The organism is Inquilinus sp. (assembly GCF_039594555.1).
GTDB lineage: Bacteria > Pseudomonadota > Alphaproteobacteria > DSM-16000 > Inquilinaceae > Inquilinus.
The window spans coordinates 1-22,447 of record NZ_JBCNNF010000011.1 but is presented as its reverse complement, the minus strand read 5'-3'; the positions used below and the strand labels follow the sequence as shown (position 1 = coordinate 22,447).

The 22,447-nt window shown below is 68.1% G+C and carries 20 protein-coding genes; 14 read left to right on the top strand and 6 right to left on the bottom strand.

Features of this window, described 5'->3' with window-relative positions:
- Positions 1-133: 133 nt before the first annotated feature.
- The 6 genes from ABDW35_RS02345 to ABDW35_RS02320 are packed head-to-tail and all read left to right on the top strand — an operon-like array spanning position 134 to position 5,757.
- A complete protein-coding gene (locus ABDW35_RS02345; protein WP_343712235.1) occupies positions 134-1,216 on the top strand; it encodes an MraY family glycosyltransferase in 1,083 nt (360 codons plus the stop codon).
- A gap of 4 nt (positions 1,217-1,220) precedes the next feature.
- Positions 1,221-2,420: a glycosyltransferase family 4 protein gene (locus ABDW35_RS02340; RefSeq protein WP_343712234.1), complete on the top strand. Its 1,200-nt coding sequence runs from the start codon at positions 1,221-1,223 to the stop codon at positions 2,418-2,420.
- Positions 2,421-2,475: 55 nt separating this feature from the next.
- Positions 2,476-3,072 carry a hypothetical protein gene (locus tag ABDW35_RS02335; RefSeq protein WP_343712233.1) on the top strand — a complete coding sequence of 199 codons (597 nt, stop codon included), beginning with the start codon at positions 2,476-2,478 and terminating at the stop codon, positions 3,070-3,072.
- Complete coding sequence (locus tag ABDW35_RS02330) at positions 3,069-3,902, top strand: glycosyltransferase family 2 protein (protein ID WP_343712232.1); 834 nt, start codon at positions 3,069-3,071, stop codon at positions 3,900-3,902. Before ABDW35_RS02335 ends, ABDW35_RS02330 begins: the two co-directional genes overlap by 4 nt.
- Positions 3,899-4,486: a YdcF family protein gene (locus ABDW35_RS02325; RefSeq protein ID WP_343712231.1), complete on the top strand. Its 588-nt coding sequence runs from the start codon at positions 3,899-3,901 to the stop codon at positions 4,484-4,486. Before ABDW35_RS02330 ends, ABDW35_RS02325 begins: the two co-directional genes overlap by 4 nt.
- The gene (locus tag ABDW35_RS02320) at positions 4,486-5,757 is read left to right on the top strand and encodes a hypothetical protein (RefSeq protein WP_343712230.1); all 1,272 of its coding nucleotides are present in this window, start codon (positions 4,486-4,488) and stop codon (positions 5,755-5,757) included. Before ABDW35_RS02325 ends, ABDW35_RS02320 begins: the two co-directional genes overlap by 1 nt.
- Positions 5,758-5,773: 16 nt before the next feature.
- On the opposite strand, the gene ABDW35_RS02315 is transcribed toward ABDW35_RS02320, so the two are convergent.
- The 5 genes from ABDW35_RS02315 to ABDW35_RS02295 are packed head-to-tail and all read right to left on the bottom strand — an operon-like array spanning position 5,774 to position 13,159.
- On the bottom strand, positions 5,774-7,843 hold the full coding sequence (locus tag ABDW35_RS02315; RefSeq protein ID WP_343712229.1) for a hypothetical protein: 2,070 nt from the start codon (positions 7,841-7,843) through the stop codon (positions 5,774-5,776).
- Positions 7,840-9,327: an oligosaccharide flippase family protein gene (locus ABDW35_RS02310; protein WP_343712228.1), complete on the bottom strand. Its 1,488-nt coding sequence runs from the start codon at positions 9,325-9,327 to the stop codon at positions 7,840-7,842. The genes ABDW35_RS02315 and ABDW35_RS02310 overlap by 4 nt, the downstream gene beginning before the upstream one ends.
- Positions 9,328-9,369: 42 nt before the next feature.
- Positions 9,370-10,617: a glycosyltransferase gene (locus tag ABDW35_RS02305; protein ID WP_343712227.1), complete on the bottom strand. Its 1,248-nt coding sequence runs from the start codon at positions 10,615-10,617 to the stop codon at positions 9,370-9,372.
- Between the two features lie 11 nt (positions 10,618-10,628).
- Complete coding sequence (locus ABDW35_RS02300) at positions 10,629-11,891, bottom strand: glycosyltransferase family 4 protein (RefSeq protein WP_343712226.1); 1,263 nt, start codon at positions 11,889-11,891, stop codon at positions 10,629-10,631.
- Positions 11,888-13,159, bottom strand: a complete 1,272-nt coding sequence (locus ABDW35_RS02295) for a glycosyltransferase family 4 protein (protein WP_343712225.1) — start codon at positions 13,157-13,159, stop codon at positions 11,888-11,890. Before ABDW35_RS02295 ends, ABDW35_RS02300 begins: the two co-directional genes overlap by 4 nt.
- Before the next feature lie 379 nt (positions 13,160-13,538).
- Here ABDW35_RS02295 and ABDW35_RS02290 point away from each other — a divergent pair, with 379 nt between their 5' ends.
- From ABDW35_RS02290 to ABDW35_RS02255, 8 genes are all read left to right on the top strand, one after another.
- A complete protein-coding gene (locus ABDW35_RS02290) occupies positions 13,539-14,072 on the top strand; it encodes an acyltransferase (protein WP_343712224.1) in 534 nt (177 codons plus the stop codon).
- Positions 14,069-15,097: a Gfo/Idh/MocA family oxidoreductase gene (locus ABDW35_RS02285; RefSeq protein WP_343712223.1), complete on the top strand. Its 1,029-nt coding sequence runs from the start codon at positions 14,069-14,071 to the stop codon at positions 15,095-15,097. Before ABDW35_RS02290 ends, ABDW35_RS02285 begins: the two co-directional genes overlap by 4 nt.
- Complete coding sequence (locus tag ABDW35_RS02280; RefSeq protein ID WP_343712222.1) at positions 15,094-16,215, top strand: DegT/DnrJ/EryC1/StrS family aminotransferase; 1,122 nt, start codon at positions 15,094-15,096, stop codon at positions 16,213-16,215. The genes ABDW35_RS02285 and ABDW35_RS02280 overlap by 4 nt, the downstream gene beginning before the upstream one ends.
- 33 nt (positions 16,216-16,248) lie before the next feature.
- Positions 16,249-17,298, top strand: a complete 1,050-nt coding sequence (locus ABDW35_RS02275) for an SDR family NAD(P)-dependent oxidoreductase (protein ID WP_343712221.1) — start codon at positions 16,249-16,251, stop codon at positions 17,296-17,298.
- On the top strand, positions 17,295-18,470 hold the full coding sequence (locus tag ABDW35_RS02270) for a DegT/DnrJ/EryC1/StrS family aminotransferase (protein WP_343712220.1): 1,176 nt from the start codon (positions 17,295-17,297) through the stop codon (positions 18,468-18,470). The genes ABDW35_RS02275 and ABDW35_RS02270 overlap by 4 nt, the downstream gene beginning before the upstream one ends.
- Positions 18,460-19,470 carry a hypothetical protein gene (locus ABDW35_RS02265; RefSeq protein WP_343712219.1) on the top strand — a complete coding sequence of 337 codons (1,011 nt, stop codon included), beginning with the start codon at positions 18,460-18,462 and terminating at the stop codon, positions 19,468-19,470. Before ABDW35_RS02270 ends, ABDW35_RS02265 begins: the two co-directional genes overlap by 11 nt.
- A gap of 158 nt (positions 19,471-19,628) precedes the next feature.
- Positions 19,629-20,699 (top strand): GDP-mannose 4,6-dehydratase, encoded by a 1,071-nt coding sequence (gmd, locus tag ABDW35_RS02260; RefSeq protein WP_343712218.1) that lies wholly within the window; start codon positions 19,629-19,631, stop codon positions 20,697-20,699.
- A 4-nt stretch (positions 20,700-20,703) separates the two neighbouring features.
- Entirely contained in the window at positions 20,704-21,672 is a 969-nt protein-coding gene (locus tag ABDW35_RS02255) for a GDP-L-fucose synthase (RefSeq protein WP_343712217.1), read from the top strand.
- A 56-nt stretch (positions 21,673-21,728) separates the two neighbouring features.
- On the opposite strand, the gene ABDW35_RS02250 is transcribed toward ABDW35_RS02255, so the two are convergent.
- The coding region (locus tag ABDW35_RS02250; protein WP_343712216.1) for a hypothetical protein at positions 21,729-22,447 on the bottom strand (719 nt) is incomplete at its 5' end.

Below are 22,447 nucleotides of genomic sequence, written 5' to 3'. Positions count from 1 at the left end.
CTCCTGAATCGAATTCGGGACCGTCTCGCCACTAGGGTCTCGAGATCTTCGAGAGAACCTGCGGGTTCATTTTTTCCTTTCCAGAGTTTTCCCGCCGCCAACAGGCCGGGCCAGACGATTTCGGAAGGACGAGATGCCGGACCTCACGCCTCATTTGCTGAACGGATTTCTCCTGGCCGTCGTTCTCGTGGCCTGGATGCAGCGCATCGCACCCCGGCTGGGACTGGTGGATCGCCCGTCGGAGCGCAAGCGGCATGAAGGCCTGGTGCCGCGGTGCGGCGGCCTGGCAATGTTCGCCGCCTATGGCATCGGATTGTTGCTCCTCGACCGCGCGCTGACCGGTCTGTGGGCCTTCGTCGGTGGGCTTGCCGTCCTCGTCGCGGCGGGCGCCGTGGATGACAGGCTGGATATACGCCCCCTCATCCGCCTGCTGGTCCAGACATTCGCGGCCATCGCGATGGTCACGCTCGGCCAGCACCGGATCACCGATCTCGGCGAGGCGACGTCCGGTCTGGTCGCGATGATGGGTGAGCCGCTGCTATCGGCCGTATGTCTGGTCACGAGCATCGTGTTCCTGATCGGGCTGACCAACGCCTTCAACATGATCGACGGCCTGGACGGTCTGGCGGGGGGGATGGCCGCGGGGGCGCTGTTCTGGCTGGCGCTGCTGGCGTCCTTCGTCGGGCGCGCCGACCTGATGGCGCAGATCGGCTTGCTGCTGGCCGCCGTACTCGGGTTCCTGGTGTTCAACACCCGGCATTACTGGCGGCCGCGAGCGTCCGTCTTCATGGGCGATGCCGGCAGCACCATGCTCGGCGCCGCGATCGGCTATTTCATCATCGGGCTGTCTTCCGGCCCGCTGCTCTCGGTTGCGTTTCCGGTCCTGCTCTGGGTCTGCGTCATCCCCGTGGTCGATACGCTGAGCCTGATCGTCCGTCGGCTGCTGGCCGGGCGCAGCCCGTTCTCGCCGGACCGATGGCATCTCCACCACCTGCTGCTCGATCTCGGCATGCCGCACGCCGTGGCGGCGGTCTTCATGGTTGGCTTGTCGGTCGTCCTGGGCGCGGTCGCCTATGTCGGGACGGTCTTCCTGGTGCCGGACATGGTGCTGACGATCGGGCTCCTGGTCCCGGTGGCGGCCCATCTCGGCTTCGTCCGGGCGGTGTCGCGGCGTGATCGCGTGCCGGCAACCCCGCGCCTGGCCCCGGAGCCCTGAGAAAATGAGGTTCGCCTATTTCGGCTTCCCGCATATCGGGGGCACCTATTCGGTCTTCCGCCATCTGCACACCGGGCTGGCACCGCACCGAATCGACCTGCGCTGGCTCGGCTATGGTCCCGCGGCACACCGCGCCGCGAACACCGCCTATTTCCGGTCGCAGCAGGACCTCGGCACCGTGGCGGGGCGGCCCGACGACGATGACGAGGCCGGCGCCCGGTCGATGATCGCGGCCATCGAGCGGGAAGGATTCGACGGCGTTTTCGTCAATGTCGCCGCAGACCGGGTCCAGACGAACTGCATCCGTTACCTGCCGTCACGGATCCTCCGGGTGATGATCGTGCACAACATCACGCCGGGAACCTACGCCGCCGCGCGGGCGATCCGGGACCACGTCCATGCCACGGTCGGCGTCTCCGAGCGGATCCGGTCCGACCTCGTGGAGCGCCATGGCTTCGACGCCGGCCGGACCCTGGCCATCCCGAATGGGATCGACGCCGCCGGCGTCGTCCTGGATGCTCGCAGCACAAGCGACGAGACGTTGCGGCTGCTCTTCCTGGGGCGGATCGAAGACCAGGCGAAGGGCGTGCTGTGGCTGCCGCGCATCCTGCAGGAGATCCCCGATCCGGTGACCCTCACCGTCGCCGGGGACGGGCCGGATCTCGCCCGATTCAAGCGCAACTGCGACGGGGCCAGGGGCCGCATCCGCTGCCTCGGCGCTGTCGCGCCGACCTCGGTCGGGGACCTCCTGGCCGGGCACGACGTGCTGATCATGCCCTCGCGCTTCGAAGGTTTCCCGGTGACGCTGGTGGAGGCGATGGCCGCCGGCTGCGTGCCCGTCGCGTCGCTGCTCCGCGGCGTCACCGACATGGCGGTGCGGGACGGCCGGAACGGGCGCCTGTTCCCGGTCGGCGATGTCAAGGCGGCGGCCCGGGCCGTGATCGGCCTGGCGCGGGACCGCGCGGCGCTCGCCCGGATGTCCGAACAGGCGAGTGCGACGGTGCGGGAGCTGTTCGGCGTCGAGCTGATGGCCGACCGGTATCGTGCGCTGCTCGACCGTGTGGCCGAAGACCGACCCGCTATTGCCGCGCCGATCGATCTTGCACGCTGGCGCTTCCCGCCGGGCCTGCGGGACGGCCTGCGGACCTATCTGCCGAGACCGGTCAAGAACGGTCTTCGGATGCTTCGCGAGCGCTACGCATGACGGGTCCTCTCCGACCGGAAACGCCTGGATCGAATATGGCGAGGCGATGCCGGTGATGAATCAGCCCGCCGCCATGGCCGTAAGCGGCCGGCCGCAGGTCGCGACCAGGCCGAGCCCGCACTCGACGGCGAACAAGCTGGCGCGGATGGCCTGGGGCGTCGTCTGGCTGCTGCTGTACCGGCCGAGCCCGAAGCCGCTGCATGGTTGGCGGCGCCTGCTGCTGCGGCTCTTCGGCGCGCAGGTTGGCCGCTCCGCCGTCGTGCATCCTTCCGCCCGCATCTGGGCCCCCTGGAACCTCGAGATCGGCGAGTTCGGCTGTCTCAGCCCCGGCGTCGACTGCTACTCGGTCGACCGCATCCGGATCGGCCGGCATGCCACGGTCAGCCAGTACAGCTTCCTCTGTGCCGCCAGCCACGACATCGATTCCGCGGACATGGCCCTCACCACGGCCCCGATCACGATCGGGGACCATGCCTGGGTCGCCGCCGATGCCTTCGTGGGGCCGGGCGTCGTCATCGGCGAGGGCGCCGTCGTCGGCGCCCGGGCCTCGGTCTTCAAGAGCGTTCCGCCCTGGACGGTGGTCGTCGGCAATCCCGCCAGGGCGATCCGCAGCCGATCCCAGGCGGTCGCGCAGGTGGGAAACCGCGCATGAGCATCTCCGTCCTGATCCTGACTCTGAACGAGGAGCTCAACCTCCCGGGCTGCCTCGCGGCAGTGTCGTGGAGCGACGATATCGTCGTGCTCGATTCCGGCAGCACCGACCGGACGGTGGAGATCGCGCAGGCTGCGGGCGCGCGGGTGTATCACAGGGTCCAGGACAACGAGCATGCCCAGCGCACCTACGGGCTGCGGCAGATCGAGTTCAGGCACCCCTGGGTCTACATGCCCGATGCCGACGAGATCACCCCGCCGGAACTGCGGGACGAGATGCTCGCGATCGCGGCCGATCGGTCCCGGCCCGAGGCGCTGTTCCGGGTGCGCTTCAAGAACATCTTCATGGGGCGCTGGATCCGCCACAGCAGCCTGTACCCGACCTGGGTGGTCCGGCTCGTCCGGCCGGAGAAGATCTCCTTCGAGCGCCAGATCAACCTGCAATGCGTCGCCGACGGGCCCGAGGGCCGCCTGCAGAGCCATTTCTACCACTACAGCTTCAACAAGGGCCTGAACGCCTGGTACGAGAAGCACAATCGCTATTCGTGGTTCGAGGCGCAGGAATCGCTGAAGAGCCTGCGGCAGGGTCGGCTAAGGCTGGCCGACATCTTCAGCCGCCGGTCCGAGCGTCGGCGGCGGGCCCTCAAGGAGTTGTCCTTCCGCATGCCGTTCCGGCCGGCATTGAGGTTTCTCTACATGTATGTCATCCGGCGGGGCTTTCTCGACGGCACGCCGGGGTACCTGTACTGTCGGCTGCTGACGGCCTACGAGTACATGATCGTCGTGAAGATGATGGAGATCCGGCGTCGCGAGCAGGGGCAGCGCGTGTGAGACGGCGTCTCGCGACCCTGGTCCGGCGCCTTGCCGCGGCCGCCGTCCTTGCGGTCCTCGCCTACGGCATCGTCGTCGGAGCCGGCCTGAAGGGGGCCGAGGCATGGCTCTTTATCCGCAGCGCGCGGGCGCCCGCCGACGTCATCGTCGTCCTCGGTGGTGACGGCCCGCCCAGGGCCGCGCAGGCGGCCGCGCTCTACAAGGCCGGCGCGGCACCCCGCATCCTGGTCTCTGGCAGCGGGGACTGCGCCGATATTCGCCGCCTGATCGCCGAGACCGGCGTGCCGCCGGAGGTGATCGAGATCGAGTGCCAGTCCAGGAACACCTGGGAGAATGCCGAGCTGTCCGCCCCGCTGCTGACGGCGATGGGCGCCCGGCGGGCGATCCTGGTGACGAGCTGGTTTCACAGCCGCCGGGCGCTGTCCTGCTTCGAGAGCGTGCTGCCCGGGCTGGAATGGATGTCGGCACCGGTAGAGCCGAGGGGCTCCGTCTGGCAGATGATGGCCGGGGCCGACGGCGTCTGGGTGATGAAGGAATACGTCAAGCTCGGCTGGTACGCGATGCGCTACGGGATCCCCGTCTGATGAACTCGCTCCTGACCTTCGGCCTTTTCGTCGTATGCATCGCCCTGATGGTGCAGGGGCTGAAGCGGCGCGATGGGATCTACGGCTTCCCGTTCCTCGCCGGGGCGACGTTTCTGGGCTTCATCGTGCCGCAGATGATCGGGCTGTCGAACGACCGCTTCCTGCCGGTCGGGGCGTTCGAGCAGACGGCGATCTTCACCATTCTCTGCGCCATCATGTGCGGGCTGGGCTGGGCCGCCGGCGACCGCCCGTCCGCCGGATTCCGCTGGGTCTTCGACGAGACGCGGCTGCTGCGCGTCGCGGCCTTCATGTCGCTGTTCGGCGCCTATTTCTATTTCGCGCTGAGCCGTCTGCCGCCGGAGGCCCGGCTGTCGACCATGCCGACCGGCACGGCCGTGATGTATCTGTTCTTCGCGCGGATGCTGACCTACGGGTTAATCGTCGCCGTTCTCTGTTTCGCGCGGCGGCCGTCCCGCTGGGCGCTGGCGATCGTCCTGTTCGATGCCGTCTTCGTCGTCGACCGCTTCGTGATGGGAGGCAAGCGCGGCGAATTCATCGAGTTCGGGCTGGCCATCCTGCTCGCCCTCTGGTTCCACCGCCGCTGGGTGCTGCCGCGGAGCCTGGCCGTGGTCGCCGTGCTCATGTCCATCCTCGGCCTCAACAGCGTCGGCGACTATCGCAACAACACTCGGGAGCAGAACGGCCCGAGCCTGGAGGGCCTGTCGCAGATAGACGTGGTCGCGAATTTCGAGGAGGTGCTGAAGAACGGCGCGCCGGAGATGCGCAATGCCATCTTCCTGATCAACGCCTACAGCGAGACTCAGGAATGGGACTACGGCGCCTATCACTGGAATGTCCTGGTCTGGAACTTCGTCCCGGCGCAGCTGGTCGGGCCGGCCCTGAAATACTCCCTGGTCATTCCGACCTTCGACGACAGGAACTACACCCCGGATCTGGGCAGCACCGAGACGGGCATGGCGGATGCGTTCGGTTCGTTCTGGTGGTTCGGCGCGCTCAAGTTCTTCGCCGTCGCCTATTTCCTGTCGCGGATGTACCGGGCTGCATCGGACGGCTGGGTCCTGGCGCAGATCATCTATATTCTCAGCATCCCCTCAGGCATGCTCACCGTCACCCATCACACGCAATGGGTTCCCAGCACACTGGTGCAGTTCGCCATGATGTTCCTGCCGCTCCTGTTCTTCGCCAGGGTCAAGCGCACCCCGGCGGAGCGAATGCCGGCCGGTTCGGCGGTGCCGGCGGGCTCGTCCTGACCTCTGCGCGAGCGGATCAGAAGCAGGGAGGCTCGACCTCGAGTTCGAGGCGGAAAATGGCCTGCTCGGCTTCGGTGCCGGCGGCGGCCGCGGGGATCGCGCCGGGCTCCGTGACAATCAGCGCCGATGCCCGGGGAACATAGCGCAGCGCCGGCAACCGGGGCGCCGGCTGCCCGGCGACGATGAAGGTATCGCCGGCGCTCAGCTCGGCGGAACGAGTCGTGAGCTCGCGCGGCCCGGCCTGCCTCAGGTCGACATTCAGCTCGGTCGGGGCCGAGTCCGGGCCTGCTTCGCGCCAGGTGAGGAAGCATCCCGGGGATGGTCCGGCATAAGGCCGGACCACCGTGCAGCGGACCGAGACCGGATAGCCGGGAAGCCAGACCGGCCGGGTGGCGACATCGGATCGCAGCGTGACCCGCAGCCGCCGCGAGTGGAGGACCTCGTCCTCCCAGGTCAGGTCGGGCGGGTCGGGGTGTTCGTCCGGCAGGCCGGTCGAGCGGCAGCCGGTGACGGCCAGGGAGAGAAGTCGGGGAATGGCCAGCCTCTCCGCCGGCCGGAGCCCTCCTGGCACCGAGATGCCGATGATCGCCCCGTCGCCGGCGTCGACGATCTCCGAGCAGCGGCCGAACCGCGGCCCCTCCGCCCCGTCCAGCCGCACCGGCCAGCCTTCCTCCAGCAGATCGACCAGCGTCGCATAAGCCGGCCCGCCATAGGCGAGGTGGAGGCGATGATCGTCCAGCAGCCTGGTCTCGGCACCGTCGGTCGGGACCTCGATCCAGACCGGGCCGCGCAGCGCATGGCCCGTCGGATCACCGCGGCCGAAGAACCGGCAGCCGGTCACGGTCATGCGGCGGGTCGGGTTGGGGCCGTCGAGATTGATCCCGCGCCGGTCCTCCCCTGAAGTGGCAGGCCCCGGAAAGCTGCAGCCGTCGACCACCACCTCGCGCGCCAGCAGCTGTGCGTCGCCCTCGATCGTGCAGTCGCGCAGCGTCATGTGGTTGACGCCGGTGCATTGCTGCAGCGACCCGATGGTGCAGGCGTCGAAGCTCAGCCGGTCGATCAGCTTGTCGGGCTCGGTGTAGCCGATCGAGCAGTTGCGGACCTGCACATCCTCGGCCTGAGTGACGCCGAACGCGATCAGGTCGCAATCCTCGACCACGGCCCGGAGCGTGCCGCTGATGGTCAGGGTTTCGCGCGTCGACCTGACCCCCGCGTCGCGCACTGCATGGTTCGGGTTGGAAGCCACGGTCAGGCCCAGGAACCGCTGGGACAGGGCCAGGGGACAGTCCGGGCGGTCGATCGCCACGATCCGGGCGCCGCCGATCGCGGGGGCCTGAGCCGGATCCTCGGGCCAATCCTGCTTGTGGAGGTGGAGGAGGGGGCGGTCCAACTGGATGGTGATGCCGTCGATGGCGGCGACGCGGGCGCGCTGGAAATAGCGCAGGTTCGGCGGATAGCCGTATTGCTGCTGCGCACAGGACTGGATCAGCACCCAGTTGCCGGGCGCGAAGGGCAGAGGCGCGGCGCTCGCGGCGAGCAGGGTCACCGTCCCGTCCCCCGGCCGCGCCGTGCGCAGCCGCAGGCCATATTGCTCCGCCGGCGCGGCGGCGGAGCCGTAGGCCGGGCCGTCCGGATTCCAGGCCCAGTAATGGTCGCGGTTGCTGGCGAGCGGCGCCTGGTCGATGTCGAAGGGGCCGGGATGCAGGCACTGGATCGTCGCGCCATAGCCCACGACCGTGATCCGGCGGAGACCCCAGGTCCAGCGATTCCAGCGGTAGCGATAGAAACCGGGATCAAGGCGGATGAGGAACTCGATCGGCGGCCGGTTCGGATCCGCCTTGCGGAGCCTGTCGTCCTCGGTTTGCAGCTGCGTCATGGCGCGGTGCATGCCGCGGAAGCCGTCGGTGTCGTCCGCCAGGCCGTCGCCGAGGGCGCCGAAGTCCCGGGGGCTGAAGAGGCGCGGCATGGCGGCAGGCTGTTCCGGCGTCGCCGATGCCATGCCGGGCATCGCCGTGCCGGCGCCGAAGGCCGCGAGGCCTCCCAGCCCCCTGAGCACGCCGCGCCGGTCGGGGCCGGGCGCCGTCACGGCCGGGCCGGCCCTGCACGGGGCGGGCGCCGACGCCTCGGGGTCAGCGCGCCGCCGAGCCATGACCGGATGCGTTCGCGGCCGCCGATTTCCGAGAGAAGGGGATGATCGGTCGCCAGCAGCCCACCGACCCACGCCGCCGCCATGCCGGGGACGATGATCGCCATCGCGATGAACGGATGGTCGAAGCGGAAACCCTCGATCATCACCGCCACGAGCGGAACGGCCGCCGTGGCCAGCGCCACCAGGGCGCTGCTGCGGCAGGCCGCCGCCGCCTCGCGCCAGCTGAAGGGAATCGACCGGCGGACGAAGGTCAGCGAGGCCCAGATCTGCAGCGGCGCCGTCAGGAACAGGCTCGCCGCCACCCAGGACAGCCCGAGGAAGGAGCTGCCGATGATGATGGCGATGCACGGCGGCAGGACGACCAGGCTGAGGATCAGCGTGTCCTTGACCCGATGCACCGAGACCAGCGCCGGATAGGTCATGAAGGCGGGGAACAGGGCCAGGGACGCCAGCGCCATGATGCTCACCAGCGGCGCGACACCCGACCATTGCGGGCCGAACAACACCTGCACCGCCGGGTCCGCCAGCAGGGCCAGGCAGAGCAGGAACGGCCACTGCACGGCGCTCATGTAGCTGAGGCCCCGCAGATAGGCCTGCTTCAGGCTGTTGCCCTTCCGGACCTCAGCGGCGAAGGCGGGCAGGACCACCGGTTCGATCGCACTGGCGATGGTGCGCTCGGTCATCTGGCACAGCATGGTCGCGCGGCTGTAGAGGCCGACCGCCTCGAAGCCGAGAATGCGGCCCAGCGCCAGCTGCGGCAGCATCATGTAGAACAGGTTCAGGATCGCGGTCGCGCTGGAGCAGCTGCCGAACGAGACCACGCTGCGCCAATCCTTCAGCGTCAGCCGGAAGATCCAGAGCTGGGGGCGGTACAGCAGCGCCAGCGCCGTGCTGGCCAACCCGCCGATCACCGTGCCCCAGGCAGGACCCATATAGCCGGCTCCGCCCAGCACGAGGACGACGGCGGCGACCAAGTTCACCGCGGCGCCGGCGACGGTGATCGCCGCGATGGCATCGAACGCCATGTCGCGCCGCAAAAGCGCCAGGCTGGGGCTGAGGAACGGTCCGACCAGGAATCCCAGCGCCGCGATGTGGAGCACGGGTTCCAGCCGCGGCTCGAGGTAGAACGCCGCGATCGGAGCGGCCGAGACATAGGCCGCACCGGCGAGGCCGAGCGACAGGATCAGCATCACGGTGAAGGCGGTTCCCGCCCCGGCGGGCGTGATCTCCCGGGCCTGGATGAGATAGACGCTGACGCCGAAGTCCCGCAGCGCTTCGGTGATCATGAAGATCGCCGCGCAGATGGCGAGCACCCCGATCTCGTCCGGGTGCAGCAGCCGGGCCAGGATCGCTGCCATCAGCAGGTTGATGGCATTGATCGAATAGCGGGCGATGAAGGCGAAGACGATGGAGCGGCGCAATCGGGTGGTCCCCTGATCGATCGGACGGGCGGCCGGCGCGGTTCAGACGAGCCTGATGGTGTCCGGCGGGGGGCGCTGCCCCAACAGCCAGCGATAGACCTGCTCGAACTGCCCGGCGACGGCGGGCCATGAAAAGCGGTCGCGGACGAGCGCGCGACCCCTGTGGCCCATGGCCGCGCGCTGCGGGTCGGTCATGGCCGTCAGCCGGCGCAGCCCGTCGGTAATCGACGCCACCTCGGGCTGGATGGAGATGGCCGCGTCTTGGACGAAGCCTTCAGGCAGATTGCACTGCGGCGTCAGCAGCGCCGGCAGGCCGTGGGACCAGGCCTCGAGCGCGGCCAGCGGCATGCCCTCGCTGAACGAGGGAAGGATGAAGCCGTGCGATCCGGCGAAGCACGCGGCCTTCTGGATCCCATAAGCCGGGCCGACGATGTGCACGGTGTCCGCCACGCCGCCCTGGACGATCATGGATTGCAGCTCCTGGAGGTAGGCGTCGGGTCCGGGGCCGACGAACACCAGGTGCCACGGCCGCGCCGCGGGCCAGCCGACCTGGAGCGCGGACCAGGCGCGGATCAACTGGCTGGCCCCTTTTTTCGGCGTCAGGCGGCCGAGATAGAGCAGGATCCTGGCGTCCTCCGCAAACCGGCCCTGCCACAGCGGGGGCGGCGGGTCGCGCGGCGGCGGGCTGACCCCGTTCGGGATCAGGCAGATCGGGTTTCGGTAGCCGAGCGCGCGGATCGACTGCATCTCGGAGTCGTTGAGCGCATGCAGGCAGGCCGCACCGCGCAGATGGGCATCCTCGTAGAGTCGCATCGCGATGCGCTTCTTCCACGATTTGCTGGCCAGCGCCCAGGGATCGAGCATTCCCTCGGGGCTGAGGATATAGGGGCGTCTCGTCCTCACATGCCAGCGCCGCGCCGCGATCGACGGATACATCCAGAGGCCATGGACATGAAGGAGATCCAGGTCGGCGTCCGCGAGGAGTGCGTCAAGCTGCCGGGAGTATCCGAAGCCCCTGGGCCCCAGCGACCTGGCGCGGTGCACGGGGACGCCGTCCCAGCCTTCGTCCGCGGCCATGTCGCCATCCCGGCGCAGGGTCAGCACGTCGACCTGCACCCTCGCCGGATCGTGCATGGAACGCGCCAGCTCGCGCACCACTTCGGAGACGCCGCCATCCGCGGCGGCGATCGACGCCAGCAGCATCCCGACCCTGACCGCGGGTGCCGCAGCGGCCGTCCGGTCGAGCCGGCCGTCGGAGGACTGTCGCGACATCGCGGGCTGGGCTGACATGGTCGCGTCCTTCAGCGAGAGGCCGGAGCGGGAAGGGGGAGAGCCGGAAACGGCGGGCAAATCGAGCTCAGGGCCTCGCAGAGCCGGCGGCCATAGGAGGCGAGGTCGAAGTCCGCGGCCCTGGCCTGGGCCTGGCGCGACATCTCCGCGAGGCGGCCGCGATGATCGTGCAGGGTCATCAATGCCTCCGCGATGGCCGCCGCGTCGCGGATCGGAACGACGAAACCGTCCAGCCCGTCGCGCACGACGCTGCCGGTGTTCGGGGTGGTGATCACGGGCAGCCCCGCGGCCAGCGCCTCATAGGTCACCGTCGCGGAACCCTCGCAGATCGACGGCAGCAGGAAGACATCCGCCCATGCGTAGTGGTCGAGGATCTCCGCGCGCGGAACCGGGCCCGTGATCTCGACCACCTGTCCCAGCCGGGACCGGACCTGGTCGGGCAGATGGCATTGGCCGACCATGCGGAAGACGGCGCGCCCGGCCAGCAGGCGGGCGGCCTCCGCCACATAGGGGGAGCCCTTGCGCAGGCCCACCGCGCCAATGGTCAGGATCCGCAGGGGCCCGCCGATGCGGTTGCGTTCCGGAACCCGGAAGCGGGCATCGACCCCATAGGGAACCAGGACGCAGCGATCCGCCGGCCCGCCGCATTCCGCCACTGTCTGACGAACGAACTCGGACGGGCAGACGATCAGGTCGGCCGCGGCCCATTCGCCCCTCTCCCGCGCCGCGAATGCCTCGGCATGGCGATCCTGCCGTGCCGGGCCAGCCCAGTCGGGGAACCGCTCCGCCTCCTCGAGGATCAGTCGCTCGACGACGGTGCGCGGCGCGATGATCTGCTCCACCGCCGTCCACAGCCCGGCAGCCCGTGCCGCCTGGATCTGCTCCAGGCATTCACCGGCGATGCCGTAGAAGCCGCCGGCATTGCCGAAGCCCCGCTGCACCACCCGTCTCGAGAAGGCCTGCGCGGTCGCCAGCATGGCCTCGGTCTCCTCCGAGGGCGTGCGGGCCCGCATCCGGCGCATGGTGTAGAGAAGCCCGGTGTTGCTGAAGCAGGTGATGCGGTCGGTCGGAATGCCCTCCGGTGTCCTGCCGGCAAGGCGCCGCAGGCCGTCGTTCAGCACGTGGCGAGGTACCCGGCCGAGCAGGCGAGGCCAGCCCTTGATTGCGCAGATGTCGGTATAGAAGTGTTCGAGCCGCCCGGCCCGGTGGAGGATGCGGGGCACTGCATAGTGCATGCGGGCTCCCAGCTGGCTGACGACGACGGCGTCGGTCACGATGATCTCTTCTTCGCCAGTTTCGGGCTGGTGGCTTCGGACTCCACGCTGTCCGGCGTCCGGACCAGGCCGTCCATCAGGCGGGCCCATTCATCGCAGCCCCGCATGTGGGTGTATTCGCGTTCGAACAGGTCCCGGGCGTTCGCGCCCATCCGGGCACAGATCTCGGGCGAAGCCGCCAGGTCCTGGATGTGGTCGGCGAGCCCCGCACCATCGCCGATCGCCACGGATCGGCCGCAATGGCCCGAGGCAAGGGCCGAAGCCACCTCGCCGGCGGGGTCGCCGACGAAGAGGGTCGGCCGGCCCGCGGCGAGGATGCCGTAGAACTTGCTCGGGATAATGCAGGGTTCGAGCGGAGGCAGCAGGGAGACCAGGTGCATGTCGGCGGCGCAGAGGCTTTCGGACAGATGGCTGCTGGGTTGCAGCGGGTGGAACTGGACATTGCCCAGCTGCTTCTGCCGGACCCAGGTTTCCACCGCCGCCCGCCTGTGCCCGTCGCCAATGAAGAGAAAGCGGATGTCATCCCGGGACTTCAGGCGATCCGCAGCCTCCAGGATCGTTTCGAACTCATGCACGCGGCCGAAATTGCCCGAATAACCGACGACGAACTTGCCTTCGAGGCCCCATTGTCGCCTGAGCGCGTTGGCCTCGGGCGGCACCGGGCGGATGCCGCCCGCATCGGCCCAGTGATGAAGGACATGCAGCTTGTCCGGCGGAATGCCGCGGGCCGCCAGGAACCGGCCCATCGTGCCGGTCGGCGGCACATTGATCGCCGCCTGTGCGAGGGACCAGTCGCGAAGCCGGAGCGCCGCTTTGCCGAGGCGTGCGCTGCCCGACATGCCGAGCCTCAGCGCAACCTCCGGGAACAGGTCGTGCAGCCAGTTCACCATCCGCGCGCCCTTCAGCCGGAGCGGCAGGGCCAACGTCACCGACAGGAGCGGGGGATCGGTGCAGACGACGCAAATGTCGCCGCGCCGGGCATGGCGCAGCACCCACCAGGCGGCGGAAAGATGGAAGGTGAGATAGTCGAGGGCTCGCCCGTACAGGGACGCTCGCCCAAAGGCCGAGGTCCAAAGACGATGGATCCTGATCCCGTCCAGATCGCCTTCGGGCGGCAGTCTCTGGCTGCGATCATTGTGGATGTCGCGGCTGGCAAGGCCTGTGACCGGGAATCCCCTCTCCTTCAGGCCCGAGGCCAGGCTCGTGGTCATCCGGCTGGTCGCCGACTGATCGGGATACAGATACCGGTTCACGAGAATGATTTTCATGAAACGCGAGTTCCTGCTCGTCTTCACAGACCAATCGCAGACCACCGTGCCGCAACGGGGCACCGGGCCGGAAATCCATCCGCGGCGGATGGCGGAACAGTGTGTGGTTGTTGGTGATCCCGCAACGAACACAAAGGCGGTAGCGGTCGCGGAGGGACGGAGGGGGCAGGCACCCGCGGGGTACGTCGATCGCCCATCAGAGGTAGATCTCTCCTACCTCGGCCCCCTCCGAGTCATCACAATGGGTATTATTGCGCTTCCCTGACTGTTCCCTTGGTCAAATGTCGATTTCGGCCAAGAACGGTATGGTTTCGTCACGCCTCGATTGCTCGAGCGAATATCAGGATATTTTTAATAACTACAGCTTCACGAGAAATGAATGCCGATCACCAACGTCCATATCGGCGACGACGTCGTCATTTTTCATCGCGATCTGGTCAATCTCTATGGCTGTACGATCGGAGACCACACGAGGATCGGCCCCTTCGTCGAGATCCAGAAGAACGCCCGCATCGGCGCGTCCTGCAAGATCTCGTCGCATTCCTTCATCTGCGAGGGGGTGGTGATCGAGGACGAGGTGATGATCGCCCATGGGGTGATGTTCACGAACGGCCTCCTGCCCCAGGCGACGAATGAGGATGGCAGCCTGCAGGTCGACGGCGACTGGGAGCTGACGCCGACGTTGATCCGGCGGAAGGCATCGATCGGCTCGAACGCGACGATCATCGGCGGGGTCACGGTCGGCGTGGAGGCGCTCGTCGGCGCCGGCGCGGTGGTGACCCGAGACGTCCCCGATTTCGCCATCGTCGCCGGCGTCCCAGCACGCGTCATCGGCGACGTCCGCGAAGCTCGCAGGAGGCACGGGAAAATGTCGATCAACGTTCTGAGATCGCAGCGGGAGACCGTGTCGTGATCGGCGTCGGCGTGGTGGGCTACGGCTATTGGGGTCCCAACCTGGCGCGGGCCGTCTCCGAGACCGACACCTGCGCGATCGCAGCCATCGCGGATGCGTCGGACGCCGCCTTGCAGCGGGCACACAAGCGCCATCCGACGGCTCGTCTGCTCTCGGACTGGCGGGATCTCGTGGCCGATCTGCGGGTCGATGCGGTGATGGTGGCGACGCCCGTCTCGACCCATTTCGATATCGCCCTGGCGGCCCTTCAGAACGGCAAGCACGTGCTGGTCGAGAAGCCGATCGCGGAATCATCGGTGCAGGCGTCGATCCTGGTCGAGGAGGCGGCGCGGCGTGGGCTGACCCTGATGGTGGACCACACCTTCGTCTACACCGGCGCGGTGCAGAGCATCCATGACATGATCGCGTCAGGGTCGATCGGCGACGTCTATTACTACGACTCCACGCGCATCAATCTGGGGCTGTTCCAGCGCGACGTGAACGTGCTGTGGGACCTGGCGGTTCACGATCTTGCCATCCTCGACTTCATCCTGCCGGCCCAACCGGTGGCGGTGTCGGCAAGCGGCGCAGGCCACGTGCCGGGCAGCCCCGAGAACATGGCGCAGCTGACCATCTTCTTCGCCGGCGGCGCCATCGGCCATCTCAACGTCAACTGGCTGGCACCGGTGAAGATCAGGCAGACGCTGATCGGCGGCAGCCGGCGGATGATCGTCTACGACGATCTCCAGGCCAGCGAGAAGGTGAAGGTCTACGACCGCGGCATCAATCTCGCCGACGATGCGCAGAACATCCAGAAGCTGATGGTCTCGTACCGGATGGGGGACATGTGGGCGCCCCAGATCTCGGTCAAGGAAGCGCTGCTGACCGAAACCGAACACTTCATCCAGTGCATCAACAGCAAGGAACGGCCGGCGACGGACGGCGGCAGCGGTCTTCGGGTCGTCGAGATGCTGGAGGCAGCCTCGCGGTCGATGAAGCAGCGCGGCCAACCCGTCGACCTGGTCAAGTTGCGGAGGGTTTCATGATTCCCTTTCTGGATCTGCGCGCGCAGTACCGGCAGATCGGCCCCGAGTTGGAGCGGGCAGCGCTGGAGGTGCTGCGCGGCACCGACTATGTGCTGGGGCAGCCGGTCGCGGATTTCGAGGACGCCTTCGCGGCCTATTGCGGGGCTCGCGAGGCCGTCGCCCTGAACACCGGGACCTCGGCCCTGCACCTGGCGCTTCTCGCCGCCGGTATCGGTCCCGGCGACGAGGTGGTGACGGTGCCGATGACCTTCGTCGCGACGGTGGCGGCCATTCTCTATACCGGCGCGACGCCGGTGTTCGTCGACATCGATCCGAAAACGTGGACCATGGATCCGTCGGCCCTCGAGGCGGTGCTGACGCCGAAGACCAAGGCCATCGTGCCGGTCCACCTGCACGGCCGTCTGGCCAATATGGAGGCGATCGTCGCGATCGGCCGCCGGCACGGCGCCTGGATCATCGAGGATGCGGCGCAGGCCCATGGCGCGCGGCGCAATGGGGTTTCGGCGGGGACCTTCGGCGACATCGGCTGCTTCAGCTTCTATCCGGGCAAGAATCTCGGGGCGGTCGGGGAGGGCGGGGCCATCGTCACCAACCGCGCCGACCTCGCCGAGGCGATCCGCTGCCTGCGCGACTGGGGCCAGAACGGCAAGTACAACCACGTCCGGCACGGCTTCAACTACCGGATGGACGCGATCCAGGGCGCAGCCCTCGGCGTCAAGCTGCGCCATCTGGATGAGTGGACCGACGGCCGCCGGCGGGTCGCGGCGCTGTACGACGAAGCATTAGCGGGCCTCGACTCCGTGCAGCTGCCGGCACCGTCGAACGGCGAGGACCATGCCTATCACGTCTACGCCGTGCGGACACAGGACCGCGACGGCATCCGGGCCCGCTTGGCGCAGGTCGGGGTCTCTACCGGCATCCACTATCCGCGGCCGGTCCACCTTCAGCCCGCCTATGCGAAGCTGGGCTACGGTCCGGGCCAGTTCCCGGTCGCCGAGGCCATGGCGGCGGAAACCCTGTCACTGCCGATCTATCCGGAGCTGGCGGACGGAACCGTCCGGCAGATCGCCGGGGCCGTGGTGCAAATCTGCCAACCACTCAGGGCCTCGGTCGCCTGACCGACAGACGCTCTCTTCCCGATTGAGGTCATCATGTCCAGCCAAAGCGAAATCCTGGCAGGCAAGCGCGTGCTCGTCACCGGCGGGGCCGGGTTCGTCGGGTCACGGATCGTCGATCATCTGGTCGAGGCCGGCTGCTCCGAGATCATCGTCGTCGACAACATGGTCCGTGGCCGGGCGGAGAATCTGGCCCGGGCGATGGAAAGCGGCGGCGTCCGCCTGGTCGACCTCGACATCCGGGACCGGTCGGTGATGGCGGGCCTGGTCGACGGGATCGACACGGTCTTCCACATGGCGGCGCTCCGCATCACCCATTGTGCGGCGGAGCCCCGGCAGGCGATCGAGGTGATGGTCGACGCCACCTTCGATCTGCTGGAGCAATGCGTCGCCTCCAAGGTCCGGAAGGTGGTGATGGCGTCGTCCGCCTCGATCTACGGCATGGCGGACCAGTTCCCCACTCCGGAAGCCCACAACCCGTACGCCAACCGCACGCTCTACGGCGCCGCCAAGATGTTCGGTGAGGGGCTGCTGCGCTCGTTCAACGACATGTACGGTCTCGACTACGTCGCCCTGCGCTACTTCAACGTCTACGGCCCGCGCATGGACATCCACGGCCGCTACACCGAGGTGATGATCCGGTGGATGGAGCGGATCGAGGCCGGCAGCCCGCCGGTCATCTATGGCGACGGCTCGACGACCATGGACCTGGTGAATGTGGACGACGTGGCCCGCGCCAATATCCTCGCCGCGACCTCGAATGCCAGCGACGTCGTCCTCAATGTCGGAAGCGGCGAGGAAACATCGCTGCTGGAGCTCTCGCGCAGGATGTGCGCCGCGATGGACCGGCCCTGGCTAACGCCGACGCATGTGCCGGAGCGGGCGGTGAACCCGGTGGCCAAGCGCCTGGCGGACACCGCGGCCGCGCACGAACTGATCGGCTTCCGGACACGCGTGCCGTTGGAAGCCGGGCTGCGCGAGCTTGCGGCCTGGTGGCGGGAAGCGTCGAAGGGCCGCGTGGCCGAGGTCGCCCCGTCGGACGGTCTCGCGCCGCAGGCCCCAATGGCCGAGGCGCGGGTCGCATGATCCCGATCACACAGCCCCTGCTCGGCGAAGAGGAGGTCGCGGCGGCTGCGGCGGTGATCCGTTCCGGCTGGCTGACACAGGGCCCGCAGGTCGCGGCCTTCGAGGCGGAGTTCGCCCGTTTCGTCGGCGCCGGCCATGCCTGCGCCGTCGCCAACTGCACGGTCGCCCTGCACCTGGCCCTGTTGACCCTCGGCATCAGGCCGGGCGACGAGGTCGTCACCGTCAGCCACAGCTTCATCGCGACCGCCAACACGATCCGGCAATGTGGCGCCGTGCCTGTCTTCGTCGATGTCGATCCCGACACCTTCAACATCTCGCCCGAAGAGGTGGCGCGGGCGATCACGGCGAAGACCAGGGCCATCCTGTGCGTGCACCAGATGGGAATGCCCTGCGACCTGGCCGCCATCCTTCAGATCGCGCGGGCCCACAAGCTGGCGGTGATCGAGGATGCGGCCTGCGCCGCCGGTTCCGAGATCCTGTTGGACGGCAGATGGGAGAAGATCGGCCGGCCGCGCGGCGACATCGCCTGCTTCTCGTTCCACCCGCGCAAGCTGGTCAGCGTCGGCGACGGCGGCATGCTCACCACCAACAATCCCGACTGGGACGCCCGTTTCCGGCTCCTGCGGCAGCACGGCATGTCCATCTCCGACACGGCCCGGCATGGCAGCAAGAGCGTGGTCTTCGAGGAGTATGAACTCCCGGCCTACAACTACCGGCTGACCGATGTGCAGGCGGCGATCGGGCGGCAGCAGCTGAAGCGGCTGCCGGCCATCGTCGCGCGGCGGCGGGAACTGGCGCACCACTACTGGCAGTTGCTGCACGGGCTCGAGGGTGTCGTCCTGCCGTTCGAGCCGCGCTGGGCCCGCTCGAACTGGCAGAGCTACTGTGTCCGGCTGCCTCCGGGCGTCGATCAGCGTGCCGTCATGCAGCGCCTCCTGGATGACGGGATCGCCACGCGCCGCGGCGTCATGTGCGCGCATCTCGAGCCGGCCTATGCCGACCAGCCGCTCCGCTGCCCGCTTCCTCACTCCGAGGCGGCCCGGGATCGCTGCATCCTGCTGCCCCTGTTCCCGCAGATGACCGCAGCGATGCAGATCCAGATCGCCGACGCGCTGCGCAGCGCCCTGACATCCGGGGTCGGCACGCCGAAGGAGGACGTCGTTGTCGCCTGACGCCGGCAATGCATCCCCGGTCGATGGGACCAACATCCTGTGCCGGCTGATGCGGGAACGGATTGCGGCCACCGGCCTCGACCTGACAGGATTGACCGTTCTGACCGAGGCGGCGACGGGTGCCTATGCCTCGACCCCCGTGATCGCGGCTCTGGCCGGGGCCGAGAAGGTCTGGGCCTTCACCCGGTCGAGCCGCCATGGCTCGGCAGCGCAGGTCACGGCCGAGACCCTGGGCCTGGCCCGCGCCGCCGGGATCCGGGATCGCCTCTCGGTGATCGAGGCCTTGCCTGAAGACGTGCCCGGCACGGTCGACATCGTGACCAACAGCGGCCATCTCCGGCCGATCGATGAGGGCCTGATCCGGCGCCTGCCGGACCGGGCGGTGATCGGCCTGATGTTCGAGGGATGGGAGTTCCGGGGCGAGGACATCGACCTGGGGGCCTGCCGCCGGCGCGGCATCCCGGTCGTGGCCGTGAACGAGCGCCATCCGGCCGTCGGCGTCTTCCCGTTTCTCGGGCCGCTCTGCGTCCGGCTGCTGCGGGATGCGGGGCTTCCGGTGACGGGGCAGCGCATAGCCGTCCTGTGCGACAACCCCTTCGCGCCGTTCCTGGCCCAGGGCTTGGCGGCCGCCGGGGCGCGGGCTGGGATCTTCGCGGATGCGCTGTCGGTGCCGGACGGCCCATGGGACGCGGCGCTGGTGTCACTCCGCCCGGATGATGACGGGCTCCGCCTTTCGGCGGACGACATCGGCCATCTGGCGCGCGTCGCGCCGCGGGCGATGCTGGCCCAGTTCTGGGGCGATGTCGATCGCGCCGAACTGCACCGCAGGGGAATGCCGGTCTGGCCGCCCGAGCCCCCGCGCCACGGCCACATGGCGATCCTTCTCGGCGCCCTGGGGCCGGAGCCGATCGTCCGCCTGCAGGCCGGCGGCCTGCGGGCGGCGGAGCTGGTCCGCCGCGGTTGTTCCGTCGAGCGGGACGGAATCGCCGAACGGATATAAGGGACGGCACGCCCTATCCGAAATCGTGACCGCGCATCCCCAAGGCGGCCCATACCCGCTCCTATCGTCCAGGATGTTGGGCGGGGGCAGGTCTCATAAAATCGGGCTGTCAGCGATACTTCCAAAAGCTATTTTTCATGTCGGGTCTGGAGCAGCGGATGTCCGAGAAAACTGCGCTTATCATTGGTGTCACCGGGCAGGATGGGGCTTATCTCTCAGAACTTCTATTGTCGAAAGGCTATCGCGTTCACGGGGTTAAGCGGAGATCATCTTCATTCAATACTCAGAGGATTGACCATCTCTACGAAGGATCGCATGAGGGTGAGGGGCGATTTCACCTGCATTACGGCGACCTGACGGACGCGACCAATCTCTGCCGGATCATCCAGGAGGTGGTGCCGGACGAGATCTACAACCTGGGCGCCCAGAGCCATGTCCAGGTCAGCTTCGAGACGCCGGAATACACCGCCAATGCCGATGCTCTCGGGGTGATGCGCCTCCTCGAGGCCCTGCGCCTTCTCCGGATGGGGGATCGCTGCCGTTTCTACCAGGCGTCGACTTCGGAGCTGTTCGGACGGGTGCAGCGCATCCCCCAGGATGAGGGGACCCCGTTCTATCCCCGCAGCCCCTATGCGGTGGCCAAGCTCTACGGCTACTGGATCACGGTGAATTACCGGGAGGCATACGGGATGCATGCCTCCAACGGCATCCTGTTCAACCATGAGAGCCCGATCCGCGGCGAGACCTTCGTCACGCGGAAGATCACGCGGGCGGTCGCCGCGATCGAGCACGGGCTGCAGCGCAGCCTGCATCTCGGCAATCTGGACGCCAAGCGGGACTGGGGGCATGCACGCGATTATGTCGACGGCATGTGGCGCATCCTGCAGCAGGACGAGCCGGACGACTATGTCCTCGCCACCGGGGAGACCCACACCGTTCGGGAATTCGTCGAGCTCGCCTTCCGAACCGTCGGCCGCGACATCGAATGGGTGGGCTGGGGCGTTGACGAGAAGGGACTGGATGCCCGGACCGGGCTGCCGCTGATCGAGATCGACCCGCGCTACTTCCGGCCGACCGAGGTCGACCTGCTGATCGGCGATCCGGCGAAGGCGCGCGACAGGCTGGGCTGGCGGCACACCGTGCCGTTCGAGGCGCTGGTCTCGGAGATGGTGCAGTCGGACCTGCAGGCCGTCATGTGGGAGGCCGGACGCAATGACCGCTACAATTGAGCCCATGCGTGGGACGGTCGACCTGACCGGAAAACGGGTCTGGGTCGCGGGCCATCGCGGCATGGTCGGCTCGGCGCTGTGCCGCAGGCTCGGTGCCGAAGCCTGCGACCTGATCGTCGCCGGCCGGGCCGAGCTCGATCTTCGCGACCAGGCTGCCACCGCCGCCTGGATGGAGCGCAGCCGGCCGGAGATCGTGTTCGTCGCCGCCGGAAAGGTCGGCGGCATCGTCGCCAATGCCGCGGCGCCGGCCGATTTCCTGTACGACAACCTGATGATCGCCGCGAACATCATCCACGCGGCCCACCGCGTCGGTGTCGAGAAGCTCCTCTATCTGGGCTCCAGCTGCATCTATCCGCGCGAAACTTCCCAGCCGATCGGGGAGGAACAGCTGCTGACCGGGGCGCTCGAGCCGACCAATGAGGGCTATGCCGTCGCCAAGATCGCCGGGATCAAGCTGGCCGAGAGCTTCGCCCGCCAGTATCGCAGCCGCTTCATCTCGGCCTTGCCCTGCAACCTCTACGGCCCGAACGACAATTTCGACCGCGAGACGTCCCATGTCCTGCCGGCGCTGATCCGGAAGTTTCACGAGGCCAGGATGGAAGGGGCGCCGACGGTAACGCTCTGGGGCTCCGGCCGGCCGCGGCGGGAGTTCCTCCACGTCGATGACCTTGCCGATGCCTGCGTCCTCGTCATGCGGCATTATGACGGGCCGAAGCCGATCAACATCGGCGCCGGCACCGACATTCCTATCGCCGACCTGGCGGCGCTGGTAGCGGAGGTCGTCGGCTACCGGGGCCGCGTCGTGCTCGATCCGTCGCGGCCGGACGGCACGCCGCGAAAGCTGCTCGACGTCACCCGCATCCGCAAGCTCGGCTGGCATCCGAGCATCGATCTGCGCCAGGGGATTGCGGATGTGTACCGGCTCTGGGCCGGTTCCACCGCCGGCAGGAGATCCGCCGGCGGCGGGGATTGACGTCGCAACGTTCCGGCCCTCCCCCGGGCAGCGTCTTCCCGCAGCCGGCATGCGGCTCAGTTCAGGCTGAGCCGCACGCCGTTCGATGTCAGCTTCTGCTCTACCCGCAGGATGTCGCCCGGCTCGATCGCGGTCTGCTCGTCGGCCGGGACCTGCGTGTGCTGCCCGTCGACCAGCCGCGAGATGCTGTAGGACGTGGTCATCGTCATCACGGCCGCGGCCGTGCTGTCCGCCTGCCGCTTCAGCTCGGTCAGGGTCGCCAGCAGCGAAGCCATCTTCTGGTCGTTGAGGCTCATCGAGAGATTGAGATCGCGCAGGTCGCTGGCGTTTTCGTTGGCCCGGCTGCTGTGCAGCTCGACGATCCGCTGGTCGATGTCGAGCTGATTCTGGCGCGCCCGGGCCAGGAATGAGCGCTGCTCCAGCTCATCCCGCTGCGCCGCGGAGTAGTTGCGCTGAACTTCCCGCAGGCGCGACTGTGCCGTCAGCTTCTGATCGGCCAGAGTCTTCGTCGCCGCGACATCCTGTGCGATCAGCGCCATCTCCTCGTCGTACAGCTTGATGCTCTGATCGAGAGCCGAGATCTCGGGGTCGTAGCTGGCGCGCTGGTCCATCAGCGCCTTTTCCTGGGCATGCAGCACGTCCCGCCGCGTGCGGAAGAGCGTGGCCTCGACATCGACCACCCGCTGCATCGCCGGCTTGTCCAGGATCCCGTCCCGGTCCGGCAGGGTGTAGTCGAACTCGCTTCCTGCCATTTCCGCGAGGATTCGGGCCTGGC